This is a genomic window from Bradyrhizobium sp. USDA 4369, assembly GCF_054056435.1.
In genome coordinates this window covers 813,002-831,864 of sequence record NZ_JBSRYH010000001.1, presented here as the reverse complement: position 1 = coordinate 831,864, position 18,863 = coordinate 813,002, and the positions used below count along the sequence as shown (strand labels likewise).

The following is an 18,863-nucleotide window of genomic DNA, read 5'->3' as shown; positions in this document are numbered from 1 at the left end:
CTGTGCGTATGGATTCCGGGCTCGCGCTGCGCGCGCCCCGGAATGACGGGTGGAGAGAGGCGGGCTCAAGCTGGACCGGGAAACCGGTCGGTCCGCTTTTCCGATCTCAACTCGCATTGCTGTGGAAGTATTCAAAGATCTTCCGCGCGCTTTCCGCGCTGACCCCGGGCACCTTGCCGAGATCGGCGATGGAGGCGCGTTCGATCTCTTTCAAAGTGCCGAAATGGTGCAGCAGCGCGCGCTTGCGCGACGGGCCGATGCCGGGGATCTCCTGCAGGCCGGCCTCGCGGATGTCCTTCTTGCGCAGCTTGCGGTGCGAGCCGATGACGAAGCGATGCGCCTCGTCGCGCAGGCGCTGGATGAAATACAGCACGGGATCGCGCGGCTCGAGCTTGATCGCCTCGCGCTCGGGGATGAACAGCGTCTCGCGGCCGGCGTCACGGTCGGGGCCCTTGGCGACCGACATCAGCGCCACGTTGGTGACGCCGAGTTCGGTGAAGATCTCGCGGACGGCATTGAGCTGGCCGCGGCCGCCGTCGATGATCACGAGGTCGGGCCATTGCGGCACGTCGTCCTCTTTCGCGGCGCGTGCGACGTCCTTCTCGGACGGTGCCACCAGCCGCTTGAAGCGACGCTGCAGCACCTCCTTCATCATCGCATAGTCGTCGCCGGGCGTGAGCCCTTCCGACTTGATGTTGAACTTGCGATACTGGTTCTTCATGAAGCCGTCGGGGCCGGCGACGATCATGGCGCCGACCGCGTTGGTGCCCTGGATGTGGCTGTTGTCGTAGACCTCGATCCGCTTCGGGATCTGCGGCAGGCCGAGCGTCGTCGTCATCGCCTCCAGCAGGCGGCTCTGCGTCGCGGTGTCGGCGAGCTTGCGGCCTAAGGCCTCGCGCGCATTGGTCAGCGCATGGGTGACGAGGTCCTTCTTCTCGCCGCGCTTCGGGCAGGAGACCTCGACCTTCTGGCCGGCCTTGACGCACAGCGCCTCGGCCAGCAGCTCGGCCTCCTCGATCTCATGCGACAGCAGGACCAGCCGCGGCGGCGGCTTGTCGTCGTAGAACTGCGACAGGAACGCGGACAGCACCTCCTCGGGCGTGAACGTCTTCTCGGCGCGCGGGAAGTAGGCGCGGTTGCCCCAGTTCTGGCCGGTGCGGAAGAAGAATACCTCGACGCAGAAGAAGCCGCCTTCCTGGTGGACCGCGAACACGTCGGCTTCTTCCACCGTGCGCGGGTTGATGCCCTGTTGCGAGGAGATCGCCGACAGCGCCGCGAGACGGTCGCGATAGACGGCGGCGGTCTCGAATTCGAGCTCGCTCGAGGCCTTCTCCATCTCGGCGGCAAGCAGCGCCTTCACCGCCTGGCTGCGGCCGGACAGGAAATCGGTCGCCTCGCGCACCAGCTCGGTATAGCCGGGAAAGTCGATCTCCTGGGTGCAGGGACCGGCGCAGCGGCGGATCTGGTGCAGCAGGCAGGGGCGGGTGCGGCTCTCGAAGAACGAATCGGTGCAGGAGCGGATCAGGAACGCGCGCTGCAGCGCGGTGATGGTGCGGTTGACCGCGCCGGCCGAGGCGAATGGGCCGAAATAGCGTCCGGGCCGCGACTGCGCGCCGCGGTGCTTGAGGATCTGCGGCGCCCAATGGTCGCCGGTGATGAGAATGTAGGGGAACGACTTGTCGTCGCGCAGCTGCACGTTGAAGCGCGGCTTGAGCTGCTTGATGAGGTTCGCCTCGAGCAGCAGCGCCTCGGTTTCCGTGGTGGTCGAGACGATCTCGACAGTCACTGTGGCCGCGATCATGCGCAGGATGCGCGCCGGCAGCGGCGCATTGGCGCGGGCGTAGGATGACAGGCGCTTTTTGACGTTCTTGGCCTTGCCGACATAGAGCACGTCATGGGCCGCATTCAGCATGCGGTAGACGCCGGGCGAGGTCGGCGCCAGCCGCACTGCGTTCTCGATGGCGGCATGGCCGGTCGCGAGCGGACCTTCGCCGACCGGCTCCAGGGTCTCTTCCGTCAACTCCGGCAGGCGCGATTCATCGTCCTCGTCGGCCGCGGAGGCCGCGGGATCGAGATCGGGCGTATCGGTCGGCTCGGGCGGCAGGTTGGCCGCGGCGCCACGCCTGGCGTCAGGCGCCGGCGCCTTGGATGGATCAGAGCTTTGGGTGGTCATGTCAGCAAATTAAGCGCTCGCGGCCGCGCCCGCCAGCGCGCGGTGGCGCCATGCACAGCGGCCGCGGTAACGCTTTGTTAAGCACGTTAATCGGCGGGTAACCCGGCTTAACAACGGCTTAACCTAAAACTCTCGATAAATGCTCACGAAAAAAGACGGAGTTCCGTAACCATGCCGGCCCGCGCGCGATCGTCGCGCGGCGCATGCTTCGGGTGGTGACGGAGAGTTGCGTGGAGTGAGCGATGAACAGGTTCATGGTGGGGGCTGCCGTCGCAGCGGCGCTGGGATCGGTGTCGGCGCAGGCTGCCGATTTCAATTACGGGCGCCAGGCGCCCTATACGGTGAACCAGCCGCTCAATGCCTATAGCTGGGCCGGCCCCTATCTCGGCGGCACGCTGGGCTATGAATGGGGATCGGTCGGCAACAACCCGACCAAGCCGTCCGGCCTCGTCGGTGGCCTGACCGCGGGCTATAATTGGCAGAACGGTCCCTGGGTGTTCGGCGCCGAGGGCGACATCAACCTGACCGGTGCCAACGACACCTTCGCACCGTGGAAGTTCTCGAACCCCTGGTTCGGCACCGTGCGTGGCCGCGTGGGCTACGCCTTCAACAACGTCCTGTTCTACGGCACCGGCGGTCTCGCCTTCGGCGGCTTGCGTGGCGAGACCTTCGGCCTCTCCGAATCCCACACCTCGCTGGGCTGGACGCTCGGCGCCGGCGCCGAATTCGGCCTGGCGCAGAACTGGACGGCCAAGATCGAGTATCTCTACATCGATCTCGACAGCAGCAATTTCGTGATCACGGGGGCGAAGAACGACTATCGCTTTGGGGTGGTGCGCGCAGGCATCAACTTCCATTTCTGATAGGAAAAAATCAGGAAGAAGAAACGCCGAACAACAACCTCCCGGCCGCGTGAGCGGCCGGGATTTTTCTGGTCGCACGGGTGCACTCGAGCGTGATCCGGAAAAGCGGCAACCGCTTCTCCGCAAGGACCAGGCTCGAACAAAGCGATCAGTTCATGATGCCGCTCCCGAGGCGCCGCATGATCTGTTGGGGGCAGGCGCGCAGCATCATCGGCGGCAACGGCGTCAAAGCCATGCACGCGACCCGGCCGGGAGCCGGTACCTTCAGACGAACGGATGGTTTGACGTCGAGCCGCCCGCGATCCGCGACCGCTTGTCAATCGCGGTCGCTATGGTGCGGGCGCCGCTCTAGGACGACAGCACCAGGTTCACCGCTTTCGGGCCTTTGCCCTTCTTGTCCGGCTCGACCTCAAAGCTGATACGCTGTCCTTCGCTCAGATCCTTCAAGCCGGCGCGCTCCACTGCCGTGATATGCACGAACACGTCGCGCCCACCATCGTCCGGCTTGATGAAGCCGTAGCCGCGTTCACCATTGAAGAATTTGACTGTCCCAGTCATGGCCATCGGGAAACTCCTCCCCCGCATTGCTTCCTCCACTGCGCGTCTGCGCAGCGTCCGACCGGACATCACTTTGATCGGAAAGCGTTGGCCACCTTAACGTCCAGCGCTCATCACGCCGGAACGTCGGATCTTGTTAGGCCTTGATCACCCCGCCGCAACCATTCGCGGAAGCGGAACGTAAAGCCAGTCTTACAATCAGACACTGTAATACGGTTCCGCGCCGATTGACTACGGCTTTTCGACCAGTGCCCGCTTCAAGCTTTGGGGAATTCCAGCCGAAACCGTGCGGCGCCACCCTGGCCCAGCGGGCGCTGCAGCTCCTGCAGGATCAGCTTGAGCTCATCATGCAATGTCCAGGGCGGGTTGACCACCAGCAGTCCGGTCGAGGTCAGCGCCTCGCCCTCGATCTGCGGCGCCACGCTGAACTCGATCCGCAGCACCTTGCCCGGCGGCTTTGCCGCGGCTGCGAGATGGGCGACGCGTTCGGCCAGTTGCTCGGTGGCGCGGCGGCTCTTGGCCGGGTACCAGAGCACATAGATACCGGTTGTCCATTTGGCGAACGCGGTCGCGAAGCGGTCCGCGAGACGCTCGAACTCATCCTTCGCCTCGAAGGCGGGGTCGATCAGGACGAGGCCGCGACGCTCGTTCGGCGGTACGAAAGCCGGCAAGGCGACCCAACCGTCGAGATCGACGACGCGGGCCTGCGTGTCGCGGCGCAGCGCATCGATTAGCTGCTTGCGCGGGATCGGCGCCAGCTCGCACAGGGTCATACGGTCTTGCGGCCGCAGCAGCGCGCGGGCGATCAGCGGCGAGCCCGGATAGGCGACGAGCTCGCCGGGCGTATTGAAGGATCTGACGATGTCGAGATAGGGTGCGACCAGCGCATAGGCTTGGTCCGACAGCCGCGCCTGCAGCAGCCGCGCGATGCCGGTGAGGAATTCGCCGCTGCGCGTGGCCTCGTCGCCGGTGAGATCATACAGGCCGGCGCCGGCATGGGTGTCGATGACACGAAACGCGGCCGGCTTCTCCTGGAGGTAGACCAGGATGCGGGTCAGCACGATGTGCTTGATGACGTCGGCAAAGCCGCCGGCGTGAAAGGCATGTCGGTAATTCATGCCGCAGCAGTTACGCCGTTCCGGATGAAAAGGGTACCCCGGCGATGCGCCCGCCGCGCACAGCGAGCAGGGCGCGGCCGGGAATGCAGCTGTGCCGCCCTCCGGCCGTCGCCCGGCGACTGCTACCCGCCGCGCACCGGCGGCATGTTGACCTCGTCGCGGCGGCAGGCCTGGCGATCGACTTCATCGCAGTTGCGGAATTCCAGATTCTTCGACAGGCAGATCCGCACCTCGCTCAACCGGGTGCGGTTGCAGGTCACGGCAATGGCCGAACTGGTGAGCTTGGGATTGGCCTTGATGAAGGCCTCCTCGATCGCGGTGGGGGTGACCGTCTTGGCCTGCGACAAATCGAGGAATTCCTCCGGGATCTTGATCGCGGCGCGCGCCTTGCGGATGGCTTCGAAATAGGCCTTCGCAGACAGGCCGGCGCAGGTGCCGTGCTTGTCCCACTCGTTGTAGATCAGTCCCGGCGCCGGCATCAGATCGAGCATCGAGGTCATGATGTTGCGCGGCAGGCGCGGCGCCGGCTGCTCGCAATATTCGGGATAGCCATTTTCATATTGCGGCCACAGCCCATGCACGACGAACGAATAGGGCCGTCCGCTGCATTGCTGGGAGCGGCTGCCGCGGCCGCCGCGCTCTTCGGCCTCGGCGCAGAACGAGGGCGACCAGGAGAGCGACAGCACGTAGAAATCGAACGCGCCCGGCGCGTTCTGGCGGCGGTCCTGGGCGCCGGCCGGCCCGGCCCCGAGGGCGCAGAGCAACGCGATACAGGCGGCCGTTCTGAACAGCAGGGCAGCGGGTCGGCGCAGGCATTCGAACATGGCTAACTCCCCGGAGAATTCCAGGAACTTAGCAGTCGTCCGGAACATTTCAAGAACAAAGATGACACTGCTCGCGGCCGGCATTGTCACCGGTGCGAAAGCTGCCGATCAACAAGCCGCAGGTGGCGAGTGTGGATCAGGGCTTGGCGGCGCGGCAGGCTGGATTGAAGGCCCAGTTGCGGTCAAGGCCGACGACGCAGAATTCGACGCCCTGGTCGTAGCCGGCGAAGCCGCCATCCTCGATGATCGAGTAGTTGACGGTCCGCACCTTGCCGTCGCTGACCATCACGCTGCCGGTGCAGAACCGGCGCGGAATGTTGTCGGACTGCCAGGGGCGGAAGGCGATCTCGCGGACATTGGCGACGCCGGTGATCGTCAGCGTCGAATTCCAGAAGGTGCTTTCCTTCTCCTGGAACCGCGACACGATCGTCGGAATGGCTGCCTCGCAGGGCGCGACGCGGCCTTCATATTTCGGGCCGGACAGCCAGAAGTTCATCTCCAGCGGATTGGCGGCCTTGGCGGGAGCGGACGCGGCGAGCGTTGCCAGCAGCGCGCCACAAACCGCGCCGAACGTCTTGAAAGCTGAGCTGAAGTCGCGCATGGGCCGTCCGCAAAGGCTGGATCCGAGGGAGGAGACCGTGCCGCGACCGCCACAGCAGGTCAAGTGCAACGCGGCAACACTCCACGATTAGTCCTGTTAACCGCAGGCCGGTGTTCTTTTCTTGGCCGGACATGACCTTTAGGATGACGCGCCAGCGCAAGGAGAATGCAATGCGGATGCTGAAGGGCGGGATCGTGAAGGCCCGAATCGGAACGACGGCCGGCCTGATGGCCGCCATGGTGGTGCTGGCGGTCGCGCCGGCCCACGCCGATTGGGTGCCGCCGATCAAGGGCAACGACATCGGCGGCATCATTGCCTATCCGGTGGCGCAGACCGCCGACGCCCGCCAGATCGCGGCTGATCACTGCGCCTCCTACGGCAAGGTCGCGAAATTCCTCGCGGTCGATGCGCGTTATGGCGGCTATGTGTCCTTCGCCTGCCGCTGGGTGCCTTACGGTTCGGCGCAGCGGCCCTTGCGGACGCTGTACTGAACCGAATCGAGGCCTGACTAAACTAACGCCATGATTCGGCGTCATCGGTCCGCCGATCGACATCAAAGCCGGAACACAATCATGACACGTCAGCGCCTCGTCCTCGGAGTTCTTTGTTGCGGCCTTTTGTGCGGGACGGCGGGCGTCGCTTTTGCCCTCGACCTGCCGGTGCGCAAGCCGGGCCTGTGGGAGCTTAAGATGCTCAGTTCCGGCGGCCAGACGCCGGAGGCGACGATGCAGCACTGCACCGACGAGACCACCGACAAGGAGATGAACAGCTTCGCTTCGCCGATGGCGCAGCAGGTCTGCTCCAAGCAGGACATCCAGAAGACGGCGACCGGCTACGTCACCGATTCGGTGTGCAATTTCGGCGGCATCAATACGACGTCGCATGCCGACATCACCGGCGACTTCAACTCTGCCTACACGGTGAAGACGATGTCGCGGGTCACTGGCGGCGCCGCCGGCACGGGTGTCAAGGACACCGCGATGACGATCGAGGCCAAGTGGCTCGGGGCCTGCAAGCCCGGCCAGAAGCCCGGCGACATCGTCATGCCCGGCGGCATGAAGATGAACATCAAGGACATGGGCAAGCTCAAGAACCTGATCCCGGGCGCGAAGCAGTAGCGCGGAAGATGGATCGCCGCACCTGTCGGCGAGTTACGAGCGGGCTGCTCCGCCGGCAGCGCGCTCCTTCACTCAAACCGGGATCCGCACGCTCGCCCGCAGTCCCCCCATCGGGCTGTCGCCGAGCGTGATGTCGCCGCCGTGGGAGCGCGCGATGTCGCGGGCAATGGCGAGACCCAATCCGGTGCCGCCTTCGTCCTGGTTGCGCGCGTCGTCCAGGCGCAGGAACGGCTTGAACACCTCTTCGCGCATCTCGGCCGGAATGCCCGGACCGTCATCATCGACCGTGATGGTGAGATAACGGTGGTCGCGATGGCCGGTGATGGCGATCGCATCGGCATGGCGGGCAGCGTTTGAGACGAGGTTGCCGAGGCAGCGCTTCAGCGCCTGCGGCTTCACCGTGACCACAGGGAGACCGTGGAACGACACCGTGGCGGAATGGCCGTTGCGCTCGGCGTCGCCGCGCAGCTCCTCCAGCGCGTTGGAGATATCGGTCGGCTGCGCGATCTCGCCATTGTCGCCGCGCGCGAATGCCAGATAGTCCTCCAGCATATGCGACATCTCGTCGACATCCTTGCGCATGGCGTCGATCTCGGGGCTGTCGCCGAGCAGCGCCAGTTCGAGCTTGAAGCGCGTCAGGATGGTGCGCAGATCGTGGCTGACGCCGGCCAGCATGGCCGTGCGCTGCTCCATCGCGCGCTCGATGCGCGACTTCATCTCCAGGAACGCATGCGCCGCGCGCCGTACCTCGCGCGCCCCGCGCGGCCGGAAGTTGTGGACCTCGCGGCCCTTGCCAAAACTCTCGGCGGCATCGGCCAGCCGCAGGATCGGCTTGATCTGGTTGCGCAGGAACAGCACCGACACGATCAGCAGGATCGACGAGGTGCCGACCATCCAGAACAGGAAGATGTCGGTGTTCGAGGCATAGGCGGCGCCGCGCTGCGCGAACACCCGCATCACGGCATCGTCGAGCGCGATCCGGATCTCGACCAGGTTGGAGCGGCCGACCGTGTCGATCCAGAACGGGCGGCTGATCTGGCGGCCGATCTGGCTCGACAGCGACTGGTCGAGCAGGTTGAAGAACGGTTTGGGGCCGGGCGGTGGCATGTCGCCGGCCGGCAGGAAGTCGACGACCAGATTGAGCCGCTGCTGCGCGATCCGCCGCAGCGTGGTGCGGTCCTTGTCCTGCGGATAGCCCTTGTAGATCTCGATCAGCGCCGCGACGTCCTGCACCACGGCGGCCGACAGGCGCCGCGTCACCGTGTTCCAGTGCCGCTCCATGAACACGCCGGCCACCACCGTTTGCAGGATGACCATCGGCACGATCATGATCAAGAGCGCGCGCGCATATAGCCCGGTCGGCATCCAGCCCTTGAAGGCATTGCCGACGATGCTGTTCGCCCGCGACACGCGCCGCGATGCCGTGCGGATCAGGGTGAGGCCGGTGTCGAGCGTGCTCATGCCGGGACACTCTCGCTGCTGTCGTCATTGCGAGGAGCGAAGCGACGAAGCAATCCAGAATCATCGCGGGACTCTGGATTGCGTCGCTGCGCTCGCAATGACGGGGAGGGGCCGAGGCGTCTCAGGTCTCGCGGCGGGGATGCGAACTCGCGCGCCTCTGAAGCTGTTGCCCCGACAGCGGTGCACTGGCTCGATTCCCGCTCGAAGATATTCGTTAATGCCCTCTTCCACGGGGGCAGAGGGGTGGCGCGCTGCTCGAAGGAATCGCTCATCTCAGCCCGAAACCATCAGCCGGTAGCCGATGCCGCGCACGGCCTGCAGGAACAGCGGGTTGGCGGGATCGATCTCGAGCTTGCGGCGCAGGCGGTTGATCTGGACGTCGACGGCGCGCTCGTTGACGGTCCCGTTGCCGGTCAGCGCGCCGCGCGGCACGGTTTCGCCGCGCGCATTGGCGAGGATGCGCAGCATCTCGCGCTCGCGGTCGGTGAGGTGGACGATCTCCTCGCCCTGTTTCAATTCGCCGCGCGCCAGATGATAGACGAACGGGCCGAACGCGATCTGCTCGATGACCTCTTCGGCCGGCGGCGGCGCTGCGCGCTTGAGGATGTTGCCGATGCGCAGCGCGAGCTCGCGCGGCTCAAAAGGTTTGGCCACGTAGTCATCGGCGCCGAGCTGCAGGCCTTCGATGCGGCTGTCCGGCTCGGCGCGCGCGGTCAGCATCACGATCGGCACCGAGGATTGCGTGCGGATGAAGCGGGCGAGGTCGAAGCCGCTTTCGCCGGGCATCATCACGTCGAGGATCAGCAGATCGAAATGCAGGCCGGTCAGCTTGGCGCGCGCGTCGCTCGCACTCGCTGCGGTGGTGACGCGATAGCCCTCGCCGCGCAGGAAGCGTGACAAGAGATCGCGGATGCGGCGGTCGTCGTCGACGAGCAACAGATGCGGCGCGTCGTCGGCCGGCGTCTGCGGCGGCTGGGAGGTGATGGCGGCGATCGACACGGTCACTCCTTGGCAGCGGCGACGGGCGTCCTGAAAATGGCTTCCAGTACCTTGTCCGGATCGTCGCGATCGATCATCGCGCGCAGGAACTGCCGGACCTTCTCGGCGCCGGCTGGTCCGACCTGCTCCAGCGCACGATCGATGCGCCGCGTCTGCAGCCCGGCCAGCTTGGCCACCAGCGCCTCGCCCTTGGGCGTGGCGAAAAGAAGGCGCTGCCGGCGATCATTGTTGCCGGTCTTCTGCACGATATAGCCCTCGTCGAGCAGTTGCTTGAGCACGCGTCCGAGCGACTGCTTGGTGATGCGCAGCACGTCCAGGAGATCGGCGACCTTCAGGCCGGGATAGCGGGTGACGAAGTGCATCACGCGGTGATGCGCGCGGCCGAAACCGAACGCCTCCAGCTCCTGATCCGCATCGCCGACGAAGTCGCGATAGGCGAAGAACAGGAGCTCGATGATGTCCCAGCGCAGCGGCTCTCCGTCTGCACCGGCCTGAGGCTCGGCTGCCCGCAGCTCGGGACTCAATACCGGAGACGAGAAATTTATGTCAGCCATATTGACGTTTCTGCGGTTCAATGTTACAAAACAATCGCCTGCCACGAAATTTTTGATCGTTCGTGGATGGCGACGGTTTCAGGACGTGACTGAACGGGTTAGGCAACCCGGACGGGTGTCCGGGGCCACTGATTGAACAACCGTGTGATGTCGAGCGGCATTTCGGCAAACCATACTGGACTTCCGCCGGGCGCAAAAGCATGTCCTGTGACGGCATGCTTGCCTGGCGACCGGCTCAAGGACCGGCCGCGGCTGGTCCGACATTCAAAGAGCCGACTGAACCGGACGGGCAGGTCGGCCACAGAACTCGCGCATGGCGATCAAGCGGGGGAAGCAAGGACATGACTTTGACATTCGACATCAAGCCGACGACCAACCCCACCTCCGACCAGGAGCGCGCCGCCAAGCTTGCCAATCCGGGCTTCGGCCGCGTGTTCACAGATCACATGGCCGTGGTCCAATTCAGCCAGGACAAGGGCTGGCATAGCGCGCGGGTCGAATCCCGCGCCAATTTCCCGCTCGATCCGGCCGCCGCGGTGCTGCATTACGCGCAGGAGATCTTCGAAGGGTTGAAGGCCTATAAGCGTGACGATGGCGGTGTGAACCTGTTCCGCCCCGACGCCAACGCCAAGCGGTTCTGGAATTCGGCCGAGCGCATGGCGATGGCGCAACTGCCGCACGAGGTCTTCATCGAGGCGGTCGAGCAACTGGTGAGCATCGATCGCGCCTGGATCCCGGGCGGCGAGGGCAGCCTGTATCTGCGTCCCTTCATGATTGCCAATGAAGTGTTCCTCGGGGTGAAGCCGTCGGCGGAATACATCTTCGCGGTGATCGCCTCGCCGGTCGGCTCCTATTTCAAGGGCGGCCCGGCGCCGGTCTCGATCTGGGTCTCGGAGAACTACACCCGCGCCGCCGTTGGCGGCACCGGCGGCGTCAAATGCGGCGGCAATTATGCCGCGAGCCTGAAGGCGCAGGCCGAGGCGATTGCGCATGGCTGCGACCAGGTCGTGTTCCTGGACGCGATCGAGCGCCGCTATGTCGAGGAGCTCGGCGGCATGAATGTGTTCTTCGTGTTCGACGACGGCTCGCTGTCGACGCCGCCTTTGGGCACCATCCTGCCGGGCATCACCCGCGACTCCATCATCAAGCTGGCGCGCGATGCCGGCCGCGAGGTGCGCGAGGAGGCCTATGCGATCGACCAGTGGCGCGCCGACGCAGCCAGCGGCAAGCTCAAGGAGGCATTCGCCTGCGGCACCGCCGCGGTGATTTCGCCGATCGGCAAGGTGCGCTCGGCCAGCGGCGACGTGCTGATCAATGGCGGCGAGGCCGGCCCGGTCGCCATGGGCCTGCGCAAGCAGCTCGTCGACATCCAGTACGGCCGCAGCCCCGATCCGCACAACTGGATCCGGGATGTGAAGTAGGGGGTAGGCCCAGTTTTGACCGTCATGCCCGGGCTCGTCCCGGGCATCCACGTCGTGCGGCAAAGAAAGTCGTGGATGGCTGGGTCAAGCCCGGGCATGACGAGTTCTAAAATGAACAGCGGGTGCCGTTGATGCAGGCCCGGTTGGCTGCTACCAAGCCTGCATGTCCGACAAACCGAAGAAACAACAGAAGCTGAAGGCGCGGCTGCCGCGCGGGCTCGAGGATCGCGGCCCCGCGGCGATCGCCGCCACGCGCGAGATGGTCGAGAAGATCCGCGCCGTCTATGAGCGCTACGGCTTCGAGCCGGTGGAGACGCCGGCGTTCGAATATACCGATGCGCTCGGCAAGTTCCTGCCCGACCAGGACCGCCCCAACGAGGGCGTGTTCTCGTTCCAGGACGATGACGAGCAGTGGATCAGCCTTCGCTATGACCTCACCGCGCCGCTGGCGCGCTATGTCGGCGAGCGCTACGGCACCGACCGCCTGGTCCTGCCCTATCGCAGCTACCGCTCCGGCTACGTGTTCCGCAACGAGAAGCCCGGCCCCGGCCGCTTCCGCCAGTTCATGCAGTTCGATGCCGACACCGTCGGCTCCGCATCGCCGGCGGCGGACGCCGAGATGTGCATGATGGCGGCGGATACGATGGAGGCGTTGGGGATTGCGCGGGGCGACTACGCGATCAAGGTCAACAACCGCAAGGTGCTCGACGGCGTCATGGAGTCGATCGGCCTCGGCGGTGACGAGAATTTCGGCCGCCGCCTCACGGTGCTGCGCGCGATCGACAAGCTCGACCGGCTCGGCGAGCGCGGCGTGCGCGAGCTGCTTGGCGCGGGCCGCAAGGACGACAGCGGCGACTTCACCAAGGGGGCAGGGCTCGACGAGACGCAGATCAAGAAGATCGAGACGTTCGTCAATGCGCGCGCGCTGGTCGCGCCGCCGACGCTCGCTTATGCCGGCGACAAGGACGTCGCGCAGCGCCTCGCCGGCGATCCCGATCGCAAGGACAATGAGTACGACGTCGCGCGTCGCATCGTCGACATGCTGCGCGAGACCTTTGCCGACTCCAAGCTGGCGATCGACGGCTTGAACGAACTCGTCGAGATCGCGCGCCTGGTCGATGCCGCCGGCTATCACAGCCAGATCATGGTCGATCCCTCGGTCGTGCGTGGTCTCGAATACTACACGGGGCCGGTGTTCGAGGCGCAGCTGCTCGCCGAGATTCCCAACGAGAAGGGCCAGCCGGTGGTGTTCGGCTCGGTCGGCGGCGGCGGCCGCTATGACGGCCTGGTCTCGCGCTTCCGCGGCGAGCCGGTGCCGGCGACCGGATTCTCGATCGGCGTCTCGCGCCTGCAGGCGGCGCTGACCTTGCTCGGCAAGCTCGACACGCGCCCGGCCTTCGGGCCGGTGGTCGTCACCGTGTTCGATCGCGACCGCGTCGCCGACTATCAGAAGATGGTTGCGACCTTGCGCAGCCACGGCATCCGCGCCGAGCTCTATCTCGGCAACCCGAAGAACATGGGCAATCAGCTCAAATATGCAGATCGCCGCAACGCTCCTTGCGTTATCATCCAGGGCTCGGATGAAAAGGCGCGCGGCGAGGTGCAGATCAAGGATCTGATCGAGGGCGCCAAGGCCGCGGCCGCGATCGCCTCCAACCAGGAATGGCGCGAGAGCCGCCCGGCGCAGGTCTCAGCCAAGGAGGACGAACTCGTCGCCGCTGTCCGCGAGGTGCTCGCGCGCCACGACGTGAGCTGGGGGTAACACGACTCGTCATGCGCGGGCTTGACCCGCGCATCCATCACGTCAAACGACGCTGTCGATCTTGGCACGTCATTGCGAGCGAAGCGAAGCAATCCAGGGCCAAGCCGTACGACCTCTCGGAGAAACCCTGGATCGCTTCGTCGCTGCGCTCCTCGCGATGACGAGCTCATCGATACCCGAATTGCTCAGGAGCGGGCTGATGCTCCTGTGCAATATTGGGTAAACTGATCGAGCCTTTGAGAAGTTCGTCGTGGAAACGACGGCAAATGGGAAGGAGCAACGAATGCCCGAGATCACCGTGAACATGGCTGCCGGCCGCACCGACGAGCAGAAGGCCAACATGATGCGCGACATCACCCAGGCGCTGGTGACGCATCTCGGCGTCGATCCGGAAGCCGTGGTGATCCAGATCAACGAGGCGCCGCTGACGCACAAGATGAAGGGCGGCAAGACCTTCGTCGAGCGCGCGGCTGAGCAGAAGAAGTAGTTGGCCGTCATCCCGGCGAGGCCATAACATCTGTCTCGACAACATTCGCTGTCGTCCCTGCGAACGCAGGGACCCATAACCCCAGTGAACGTTTGAGGCACGCTGGTCATCGGCCTTTTGCCCGTCACGACCGCCGCGGCGTATGGGTCCGGGATCGGCGCCGAGCCGCGCTGTCGCGCGGCACGGCTTGTCCGGGACGACAACGGAGTTTGGGGCGATCATGGACGCACGTGAGATCATCAAGCCGGGCATGCGCGCCGAGCGGTTGCTCGTGGTGCCCGCGGAGCGCACGGTCGGGCACTTTGTTCCGCATATGCCGATGGTCTATGCGACGCCGATGATGATTCTGGAAATGGAGATGACCTCGGGCGACGCTATCAATCCGGTGCTGCCGCCGGGCTGGGTCACGGTCGGCACCGAGGTCAATGTCCGCCACCTCGCGGCGTCGCCGGTCGGCGCCACCATTCGCACGGTTGCCGAGGTGATCGAGGTCGAGCGTCGCGTCATCCGCTTCAGCGTCGAGGCCTATCACGGCGAGACCAAGATCGGCGACGGCCGTCACGGCCGCGGGCTGATCAATGTCGAGCAGTTCAAGAAGCGGTTCGCGGTGCCGTAGGCGCCGTCATTGCGAGGAGCGCAGCGAGGAAGCAATCCAGAGTCCCGTGCGAGATTCTGGATTGCGACGCTTCGCTCGCAATGACGATGGAGAGGGTAGGAGACTACTTCGCCAATTCCTTCGACCGCGCCGTCGCGGCGGCCACCGCGCGCTCCAGCAGCGGCTGGAAGCCATCCGGCCCCATCAGCACCGACAGCGCTGCCGCGGTGGTGCCGCCGGGCGAGGTGACGTTCTGGCGCAGCGTCGCGGATGACAGCTCCGAGCGGTGCAGCAGTTCGCCAGCGCCGGACACCGTGTCGCGCGCGAGCCTGGTGGCCAGCGCCTCCGGCAGGCCGGCGGCGATGCCGGCGCGGGCGAGCTCCTCGGCGAGCAGGAACACGTAGGCGGGACCTGAGCCGGAAACGGCGGTCACCGCGTCCATCAGCGCCTCGTCATCGACCCATTCCACCGCGCCGGTGGCGCGCAGCAGCGCATCGGTCAGCGCGCGCTGGGCGGCGTTGACATGGCTGGCGGGGACGGCGACGGTGATGCCGCGACCGATGGCGGCGGGCGTGTTCGGCATGGCCCGAACCACGGCGCCGCCCACGACGTTCTGCAGGCTGGCGATGGTCGTGCCCGCCATGATCGACAGCACCAGCGTCGTGTCGGCGACCCAGGGTTTCAGCGCTGGCCCGGCCTCGCGGAACATCTGCGGCTTGACGGCCACGACCACGACCTCGGCCGGGGTGACCGCAGCCGGATTGAGGCGGATGCCCTTGGCCCCGAGTGCGCTGATCTCCGCCGACGGCATCGGCTCGATCACCACCACGCGCTCCGGATCGAGCCCGCCGGCCAGCCAGCCGGTCAGCATCGCCCCGCCCATTTTGCCGGCGCCGGCCAGCACGATGGTGCCTGTGGTGTGTTGGAGTTCGTTCTTGCCCACTGCCGTCACCGCACGAAAGCTGTCGTCCCTGCGCAAGCAGCGACCCATTACCACCAGCGTTTCTAGTGGAGCGAGGGCAGAGCGACAAGCATCGTGCGACACATCGAGATCACGCGGTATGGGTCCCTGCGTGCGCAGGGACGACACCGCATGTGTGGTGACTGCGCCGCCTTACGCCTCGCCTTCGGTGTCGAACAGCGCCGCCGCCATGGCGTCCTGCGTCGACTTGCCGGCCCAGACGACAAACTGGAACGCCGGGAAATAGCGCTCGCAGGCGTGGATGGCTCCGGCCAGCATGCTTTCGCATTGCGGCCCGGAGGCGGTGATGCCGCCCGGCAGCACCAGCGCCTGTCGGTGCATCACCATGCCGGTATGGGTCCAGATGTCGAAATGCCCCAGCCACAGCTGCTCGTTGATCGCGGCGATCAGCCGCTGCACCTCGGCACGGCGTGCTTCGGGAATCTTCATGTCGAAGGCGCAGGCCAGATGCAGCGCCTCGATCTCGGCCATCCAGGTAAAGGAGAGCTGATAGTCGGTCCACTGCCCCTTGGAGGCGATCGTGATCTCGTCCTCGCCGGAGCGCTCGAACATCCAATTGTTGTCGGACGCGATGTTCTCCACCACGCTCAAAGGATGATCTCCGGAATCGATAGTGCTCTCGAGCAGGGACATGCCGTCTCGACCTCTGTCTTCTTGATCTCGTTGGTACATACGCGGCGACCCGGCCCGCGCCCTGTCGGCGCCTCGAACCCGGCTTGCAGCCCCGGAGGATGCCCGGGCGTGCGCGGACAAAGTGATGTGATTTGCGGAATCCGCGCAACGGGGGGGTGAGTCCGTCCACAGCCAAACACCGCTTCGTCCACAACTCCTGTCCAGCCTGTGGAATCATGGCCGAATGAGAACAAAACGGAATCGGATTCGGCGCAAGCGCTCGATCAGGGCCTGATTGGCGGGGAAACGGCCGCTTCTGGCCGCATGGCCGTCCCCCATCGAGCGCGGGCATGAGCCCTTGTCGACACCGCAGAGCCCCTGCATAGTTCCTGCGGGCCGTCCATCCGGGCGGCTCATGTTCTCAGGGCGGGGTGAAATTCCCCACCGGCGGTAAGCGCTCTCGGTCGAGCGCGCGAGCCCGCGAGCGCCTTCTGCAAAAGGCGTGATCCGGAGAATCCTGTTCCCCGGATCGCGCCAAGAGCAGAAGGGTCAGCAGATTCGGTGCGATTCCGAAGCCGACGGTCACAGTCCGGATGAAAGAGAACGGGTCCCGGCTCTCCGCGCAATCCCGCGCGGGGCGTCGTCGTTCCGTGTGCCCTGATTCTGGTCTCTGACGAGGATAACCATGAATCAGATTCTACAAGACGCGCCTACCGACACCCCCCCCGCCGACAGCACACCCACCGCTACGATCAGCACAGACAGCGCGCCGCCGGCGGAGCCGAGCCCGCCCGACGACACGCCGCCGGCGCCATCGCATCCGCGCTTCACCAAGCCGCAGCGCGTCGCCTTCGTGCAGTCGGCCTGGCATCGCGACGTTGTTGCCGAATGCCGCCATGCCTTCCTCGACGAGATCGCGGCGCGCCACATCGCGAGCGACCGCGTCGATATCTTCGAGGTGCCCGGCTCGTTCGAGATCCCGCTGCATGCGCAGCTCCTGGCCAAGACGCGGCGCTACACCGCGATCGTCGCGGCCGGGCTCGTCGTCGATGGCGGCATCTACCGCCACGAATTCGTCGCCGACACCGTGATCAAGGCGCTGATGGATGTGCAATTGCGCACCGAGGTGCCGGTGTTTTCAGCGGTGCTGACCCCACAGCAATTCCACGAAACGCAGGCGCATCTCGATTTCTTCCGCAAGCATTTCGCCACCAAGGGAATCGAGGTGGCGGCAGCCTGCGCGGAGACCCTGCTGAGCCTGGAGCGCCTGCGCAGCCAGGTGGCGGCCGGGATCATCTGAGGCGGCGACGTCGTGTGGCTGGTCGCGGCCAGCCACATCCACGCCGCTTTCAACACCCCCAGCGACAACGCGTCCCCTCCCGCTCGTCGCCTCGTGTTGTCATTCCCCTCGCGGCCCCTGTAAAATCTCCCCGGGAGGAGGCCTGCCCGTGGCGACGGGCGGCCGACAAGGATGATCGAAGGATACGATCCTTATCTCGTCGCGCTCTCGGTCGTGATCGCGAGCCTGGGTGGCTATACCGGCTTTGGTCTCGCTGCGCGCATCCGCAGCGGGCCGGGAGCCAATCCGCGCGTGCTGTTGTCCGGTGCGGCGGGCATTCTGGCCGTGGGCATCTGGACCATGCATTTCGTGGGCATGATGGCGGCCCCGTTGCCGGCCGATGCGGTCTATCTGGTGCTGCCGACCATCATCTCCTTCCTGATCTGCGCGCTGGTGGTCGGCATCTCGCTGTTCTTCGTCAGCATCGGCGATCCCGCAGCCAAGCGCGTCGTTCCGTCAGCGCTGCTGCTCGGTGCCGGCATCGCCAGCATGCATTATGTCGGGATGCACGGTCTCGCCGGGCCGTTCGGACTGACGCATGATCCAGCGCTGGTGGCGCTGTCGGTGGGCATCGCCATCATCGCCGCCTATGGCGGCCTGCGCATCTTCCTGGCGCGGCAGGACGGGCTGCGGCTCGCCATCAGTGCGGTGGCGTTCGGAATCGCGGTCTCCGGCATGCACTATACGGCGATGCTGGGCATGCATGTCGTGCCGGAGGTTGCGGGACATCATCACGCCGCGGGGCTTGCTGCATCGCCGCAAGCGCTGGCGATCGTCGTCGCCGTGCTCTGCTTCGTCCTCGCGGCCGGCTTCCTGCTGTCTCTGGTGCCCGACCCGCGCCGTCAGTCGGGGGTGGCCGCGGTGCTGCCTGAGGCTGCGCCGCGTCTCGCGCCGGAACCGGCCGCGCCACCGCCGCCCGCGCAGCCGGTGACGCCGGCGTCTCCCGATCCCGTCGAGAGCCCCCCGTCCGCCCGCCGCATCGCCGCGCCGCTCGGCGGCATCGGCCAGCCGCCGCGCGTCGCCGCAGCCCGGCTGCCGCTGGAAGGCGCCAATGGAACCCATTTCATCGATGCCGGCGACGTCCGCAGCGTGCGCGCTGACGCGCATTACACAAGAGTGCACGACGGCACCCGCGAGCGGATGTGCCCGTGGTCGATCTCCGAGGCTGAGGCGCAGCTCGATCCCGGCCGCTTCCTCCGCGTCCATCGCAGTCACATCATCGCCATCGAGCACGTCATCTTTGTGGGCAAGGAAGGCGAGGGGGCGATCATCGAACTCGATGGTCCGTCCAAGCCGCGCGTGCCGGTGAGCCGAGCCAAGGTCGCCGAGGTCAAGGCTCGGCTCGGGCTGCGGCGGCCGGCCTGATCCGCGCGACTTGGTTCGCAACTGCGGCGGC

At 65.9% G+C, this 18,863-nt stretch carries 19 protein-coding genes and 1 riboswitch; of the genes, 9 read left to right on the top strand and 10 right to left on the bottom strand.

All coding sequences use genetic code 11. The features are described from left to right. Positions 1-106: 106 nt before the first annotated feature. Positions 107-2,173: an excinuclease ABC subunit UvrC gene (gene uvrC / locus ACVIJ6_RS03935; RefSeq protein WP_456771579.1), complete on the bottom strand. Its 2,067-nt coding sequence runs from the start codon at positions 2,171-2,173 to the stop codon at positions 107-109. 242 nt (positions 2,174-2,415) lie between these two features. Between uvrC and ACVIJ6_RS03930 the strand changes: the two genes are divergently transcribed. Then, the gene (locus tag ACVIJ6_RS03930) at positions 2,416-3,036 is read left to right on the top strand and encodes an outer membrane protein (protein WP_456771578.1); all 621 of its coding nucleotides are present in this window, start codon (positions 2,416-2,418) and stop codon (positions 3,034-3,036) included. A 348-nt stretch (positions 3,037-3,384) separates the two neighbouring features. Here the strand turns inward: ACVIJ6_RS03930 and ACVIJ6_RS03925 are convergent, their stop codons facing one another. The 4 genes from ACVIJ6_RS03925 to ACVIJ6_RS03910 form a co-directional block, all read right to left on the bottom strand. Then, a complete protein-coding gene (locus ACVIJ6_RS03925; protein WP_012041969.1) occupies positions 3,385-3,600 on the bottom strand; it encodes a cold-shock protein in 216 nt (71 codons plus the stop codon). A 251-nt stretch (positions 3,601-3,851) separates the two neighbouring features. Next, positions 3,852-4,712, bottom strand: a complete 861-nt coding sequence (locus ACVIJ6_RS03920; protein ID WP_456771577.1) for a 23S rRNA (adenine(2030)-N(6))-methyltransferase RlmJ — start codon at positions 4,710-4,712, stop codon at positions 3,852-3,854. 122 nt (positions 4,713-4,834) lie between these two features. After that, positions 4,835-5,536 (bottom strand): ribonuclease T2 family protein, encoded by a 702-nt coding sequence (locus ACVIJ6_RS03915; RefSeq protein ID WP_456771576.1) that lies wholly within the window; start codon positions 5,534-5,536, stop codon positions 4,835-4,837. 136 nt (positions 5,537-5,672) lie between these two features. Further along, positions 5,673-6,137 carry a hypothetical protein gene (locus ACVIJ6_RS03910; RefSeq protein WP_456771575.1) on the bottom strand — a complete coding sequence of 155 codons (465 nt, stop codon included), beginning with the start codon at positions 6,135-6,137 and terminating at the stop codon, positions 5,673-5,675. A 170-nt stretch (positions 6,138-6,307) separates the two neighbouring features. Between ACVIJ6_RS03910 and ACVIJ6_RS03905 the strand changes: the two genes are divergently transcribed. Both ACVIJ6_RS03905 and ACVIJ6_RS03900 read left to right on the top strand, forming a co-directional pair. Further along, positions 6,308-6,628, top strand: a complete 321-nt coding sequence (locus ACVIJ6_RS03905; RefSeq protein ID WP_456771574.1) for a hypothetical protein — start codon at positions 6,308-6,310, stop codon at positions 6,626-6,628. An 81-nt stretch (positions 6,629-6,709) separates the two neighbouring features. After that, positions 6,710-7,255: a DUF3617 domain-containing protein gene (locus tag ACVIJ6_RS03900; protein WP_456771573.1), complete on the top strand. Its 546-nt coding sequence runs from the start codon at positions 6,710-6,712 to the stop codon at positions 7,253-7,255. Between the two features lie 72 nt (positions 7,256-7,327). On the opposite strand, the gene ACVIJ6_RS03895 is transcribed toward ACVIJ6_RS03900, so the two are convergent. The 3 genes from ACVIJ6_RS03895 to ACVIJ6_RS03885 all read right to left on the bottom strand — a co-directional run bounded on the left by ACVIJ6_RS03895 (position 7,328) and on the right by ACVIJ6_RS03885 (position 10,269). Beyond that, a complete protein-coding gene (locus ACVIJ6_RS03895) occupies positions 7,328-8,716 on the bottom strand; it encodes an ATP-binding protein (protein WP_456771572.1) in 1,389 nt (462 codons plus the stop codon). A 273-nt stretch (positions 8,717-8,989) separates the two neighbouring features. Beyond that, positions 8,990-9,721 carry a response regulator gene (locus tag ACVIJ6_RS03890; protein WP_456771571.1) on the bottom strand — a complete coding sequence of 244 codons (732 nt, stop codon included), beginning with the start codon at positions 9,719-9,721 and terminating at the stop codon, positions 8,990-8,992. After that, the gene (locus tag ACVIJ6_RS03885) at positions 9,718-10,269 is read right to left on the bottom strand and encodes a MarR family winged helix-turn-helix transcriptional regulator (protein WP_456771570.1); all 552 of its coding nucleotides are present in this window, start codon (positions 10,267-10,269) and stop codon (positions 9,718-9,720) included. The genes ACVIJ6_RS03890 and ACVIJ6_RS03885 overlap by 4 nt, the downstream gene beginning before the upstream one ends. Before the next feature lie 341 nt (positions 10,270-10,610). Here ACVIJ6_RS03885 and ACVIJ6_RS03880 point away from each other — a divergent pair, with 341 nt between their 5' ends. The 4 genes from ACVIJ6_RS03880 to ACVIJ6_RS03865 all read left to right on the top strand — a co-directional run bounded on the left by ACVIJ6_RS03880 (position 10,611) and on the right by ACVIJ6_RS03865 (position 14,555). Then, positions 10,611-11,690 (top strand): branched-chain amino acid aminotransferase, encoded by a 1,080-nt coding sequence (locus ACVIJ6_RS03880; RefSeq protein ID WP_456771569.1) that lies wholly within the window; start codon positions 10,611-10,613, stop codon positions 11,688-11,690. A 163-nt stretch (positions 11,691-11,853) separates the two neighbouring features. Then, positions 11,854-13,452 (top strand): histidine--tRNA ligase, encoded by a 1,599-nt coding sequence (gene hisS, locus ACVIJ6_RS03875; RefSeq protein ID WP_456771568.1) that lies wholly within the window; start codon positions 11,854-11,856, stop codon positions 13,450-13,452. A gap of 250 nt (positions 13,453-13,702) precedes the next feature. Beyond that, the gene (locus tag ACVIJ6_RS03870) at positions 13,703-13,939 is read left to right on the top strand and encodes a tautomerase family protein (protein WP_456771567.1); all 237 of its coding nucleotides are present in this window, start codon (positions 13,703-13,705) and stop codon (positions 13,937-13,939) included. A gap of 220 nt (positions 13,940-14,159) precedes the next feature. Next, positions 14,160-14,555 carry a thioesterase family protein gene (locus ACVIJ6_RS03865; RefSeq protein ID WP_456771566.1) on the top strand — a complete coding sequence of 132 codons (396 nt, stop codon included), beginning with the start codon at positions 14,160-14,162 and terminating at the stop codon, positions 14,553-14,555. Between the two features lie 103 nt (positions 14,556-14,658). Here the strand turns inward: ACVIJ6_RS03865 and proC are convergent, their stop codons facing one another. Together proC and ACVIJ6_RS03855 are read right to left on the bottom strand one after the other, a co-directional pair. Then, complete coding sequence (proC, locus tag ACVIJ6_RS03860; protein WP_456771565.1) at positions 14,659-15,525, bottom strand: pyrroline-5-carboxylate reductase; 867 nt, start codon at positions 15,523-15,525, stop codon at positions 14,659-14,661. Between the two features lie 123 nt (positions 15,526-15,648). After that, complete coding sequence (locus ACVIJ6_RS03855) at positions 15,649-16,149, bottom strand: type III secretion system chaperone family protein (protein WP_012041983.1); 501 nt, start codon at positions 16,147-16,149, stop codon at positions 15,649-15,651. A gap of 392 nt (positions 16,150-16,541) precedes the next feature. Next, positions 16,542-16,737: riboswitch (FMN riboswitch) on the top strand. A gap of 76 nt (positions 16,738-16,813) precedes the next feature. Here ACVIJ6_RS03855 and ACVIJ6_RS03850 point away from each other — a divergent pair. Together ACVIJ6_RS03850 and ACVIJ6_RS03845 are read left to right on the top strand one after the other, a co-directional pair. Then, complete coding sequence (locus ACVIJ6_RS03850; RefSeq protein WP_456771564.1) at positions 16,814-17,428, top strand: 6,7-dimethyl-8-ribityllumazine synthase; 615 nt, start codon at positions 16,814-16,816, stop codon at positions 17,426-17,428. A gap of 171 nt (positions 17,429-17,599) precedes the next feature. Beyond that, on the top strand, positions 17,600-18,832 hold the full coding sequence (locus tag ACVIJ6_RS03845; RefSeq protein ID WP_456771563.1) for an MHYT domain-containing protein: 1,233 nt from the start codon (positions 17,600-17,602) through the stop codon (positions 18,830-18,832). The last annotated feature ends 31 nt before the right edge of the window (positions 18,833-18,863 follow it).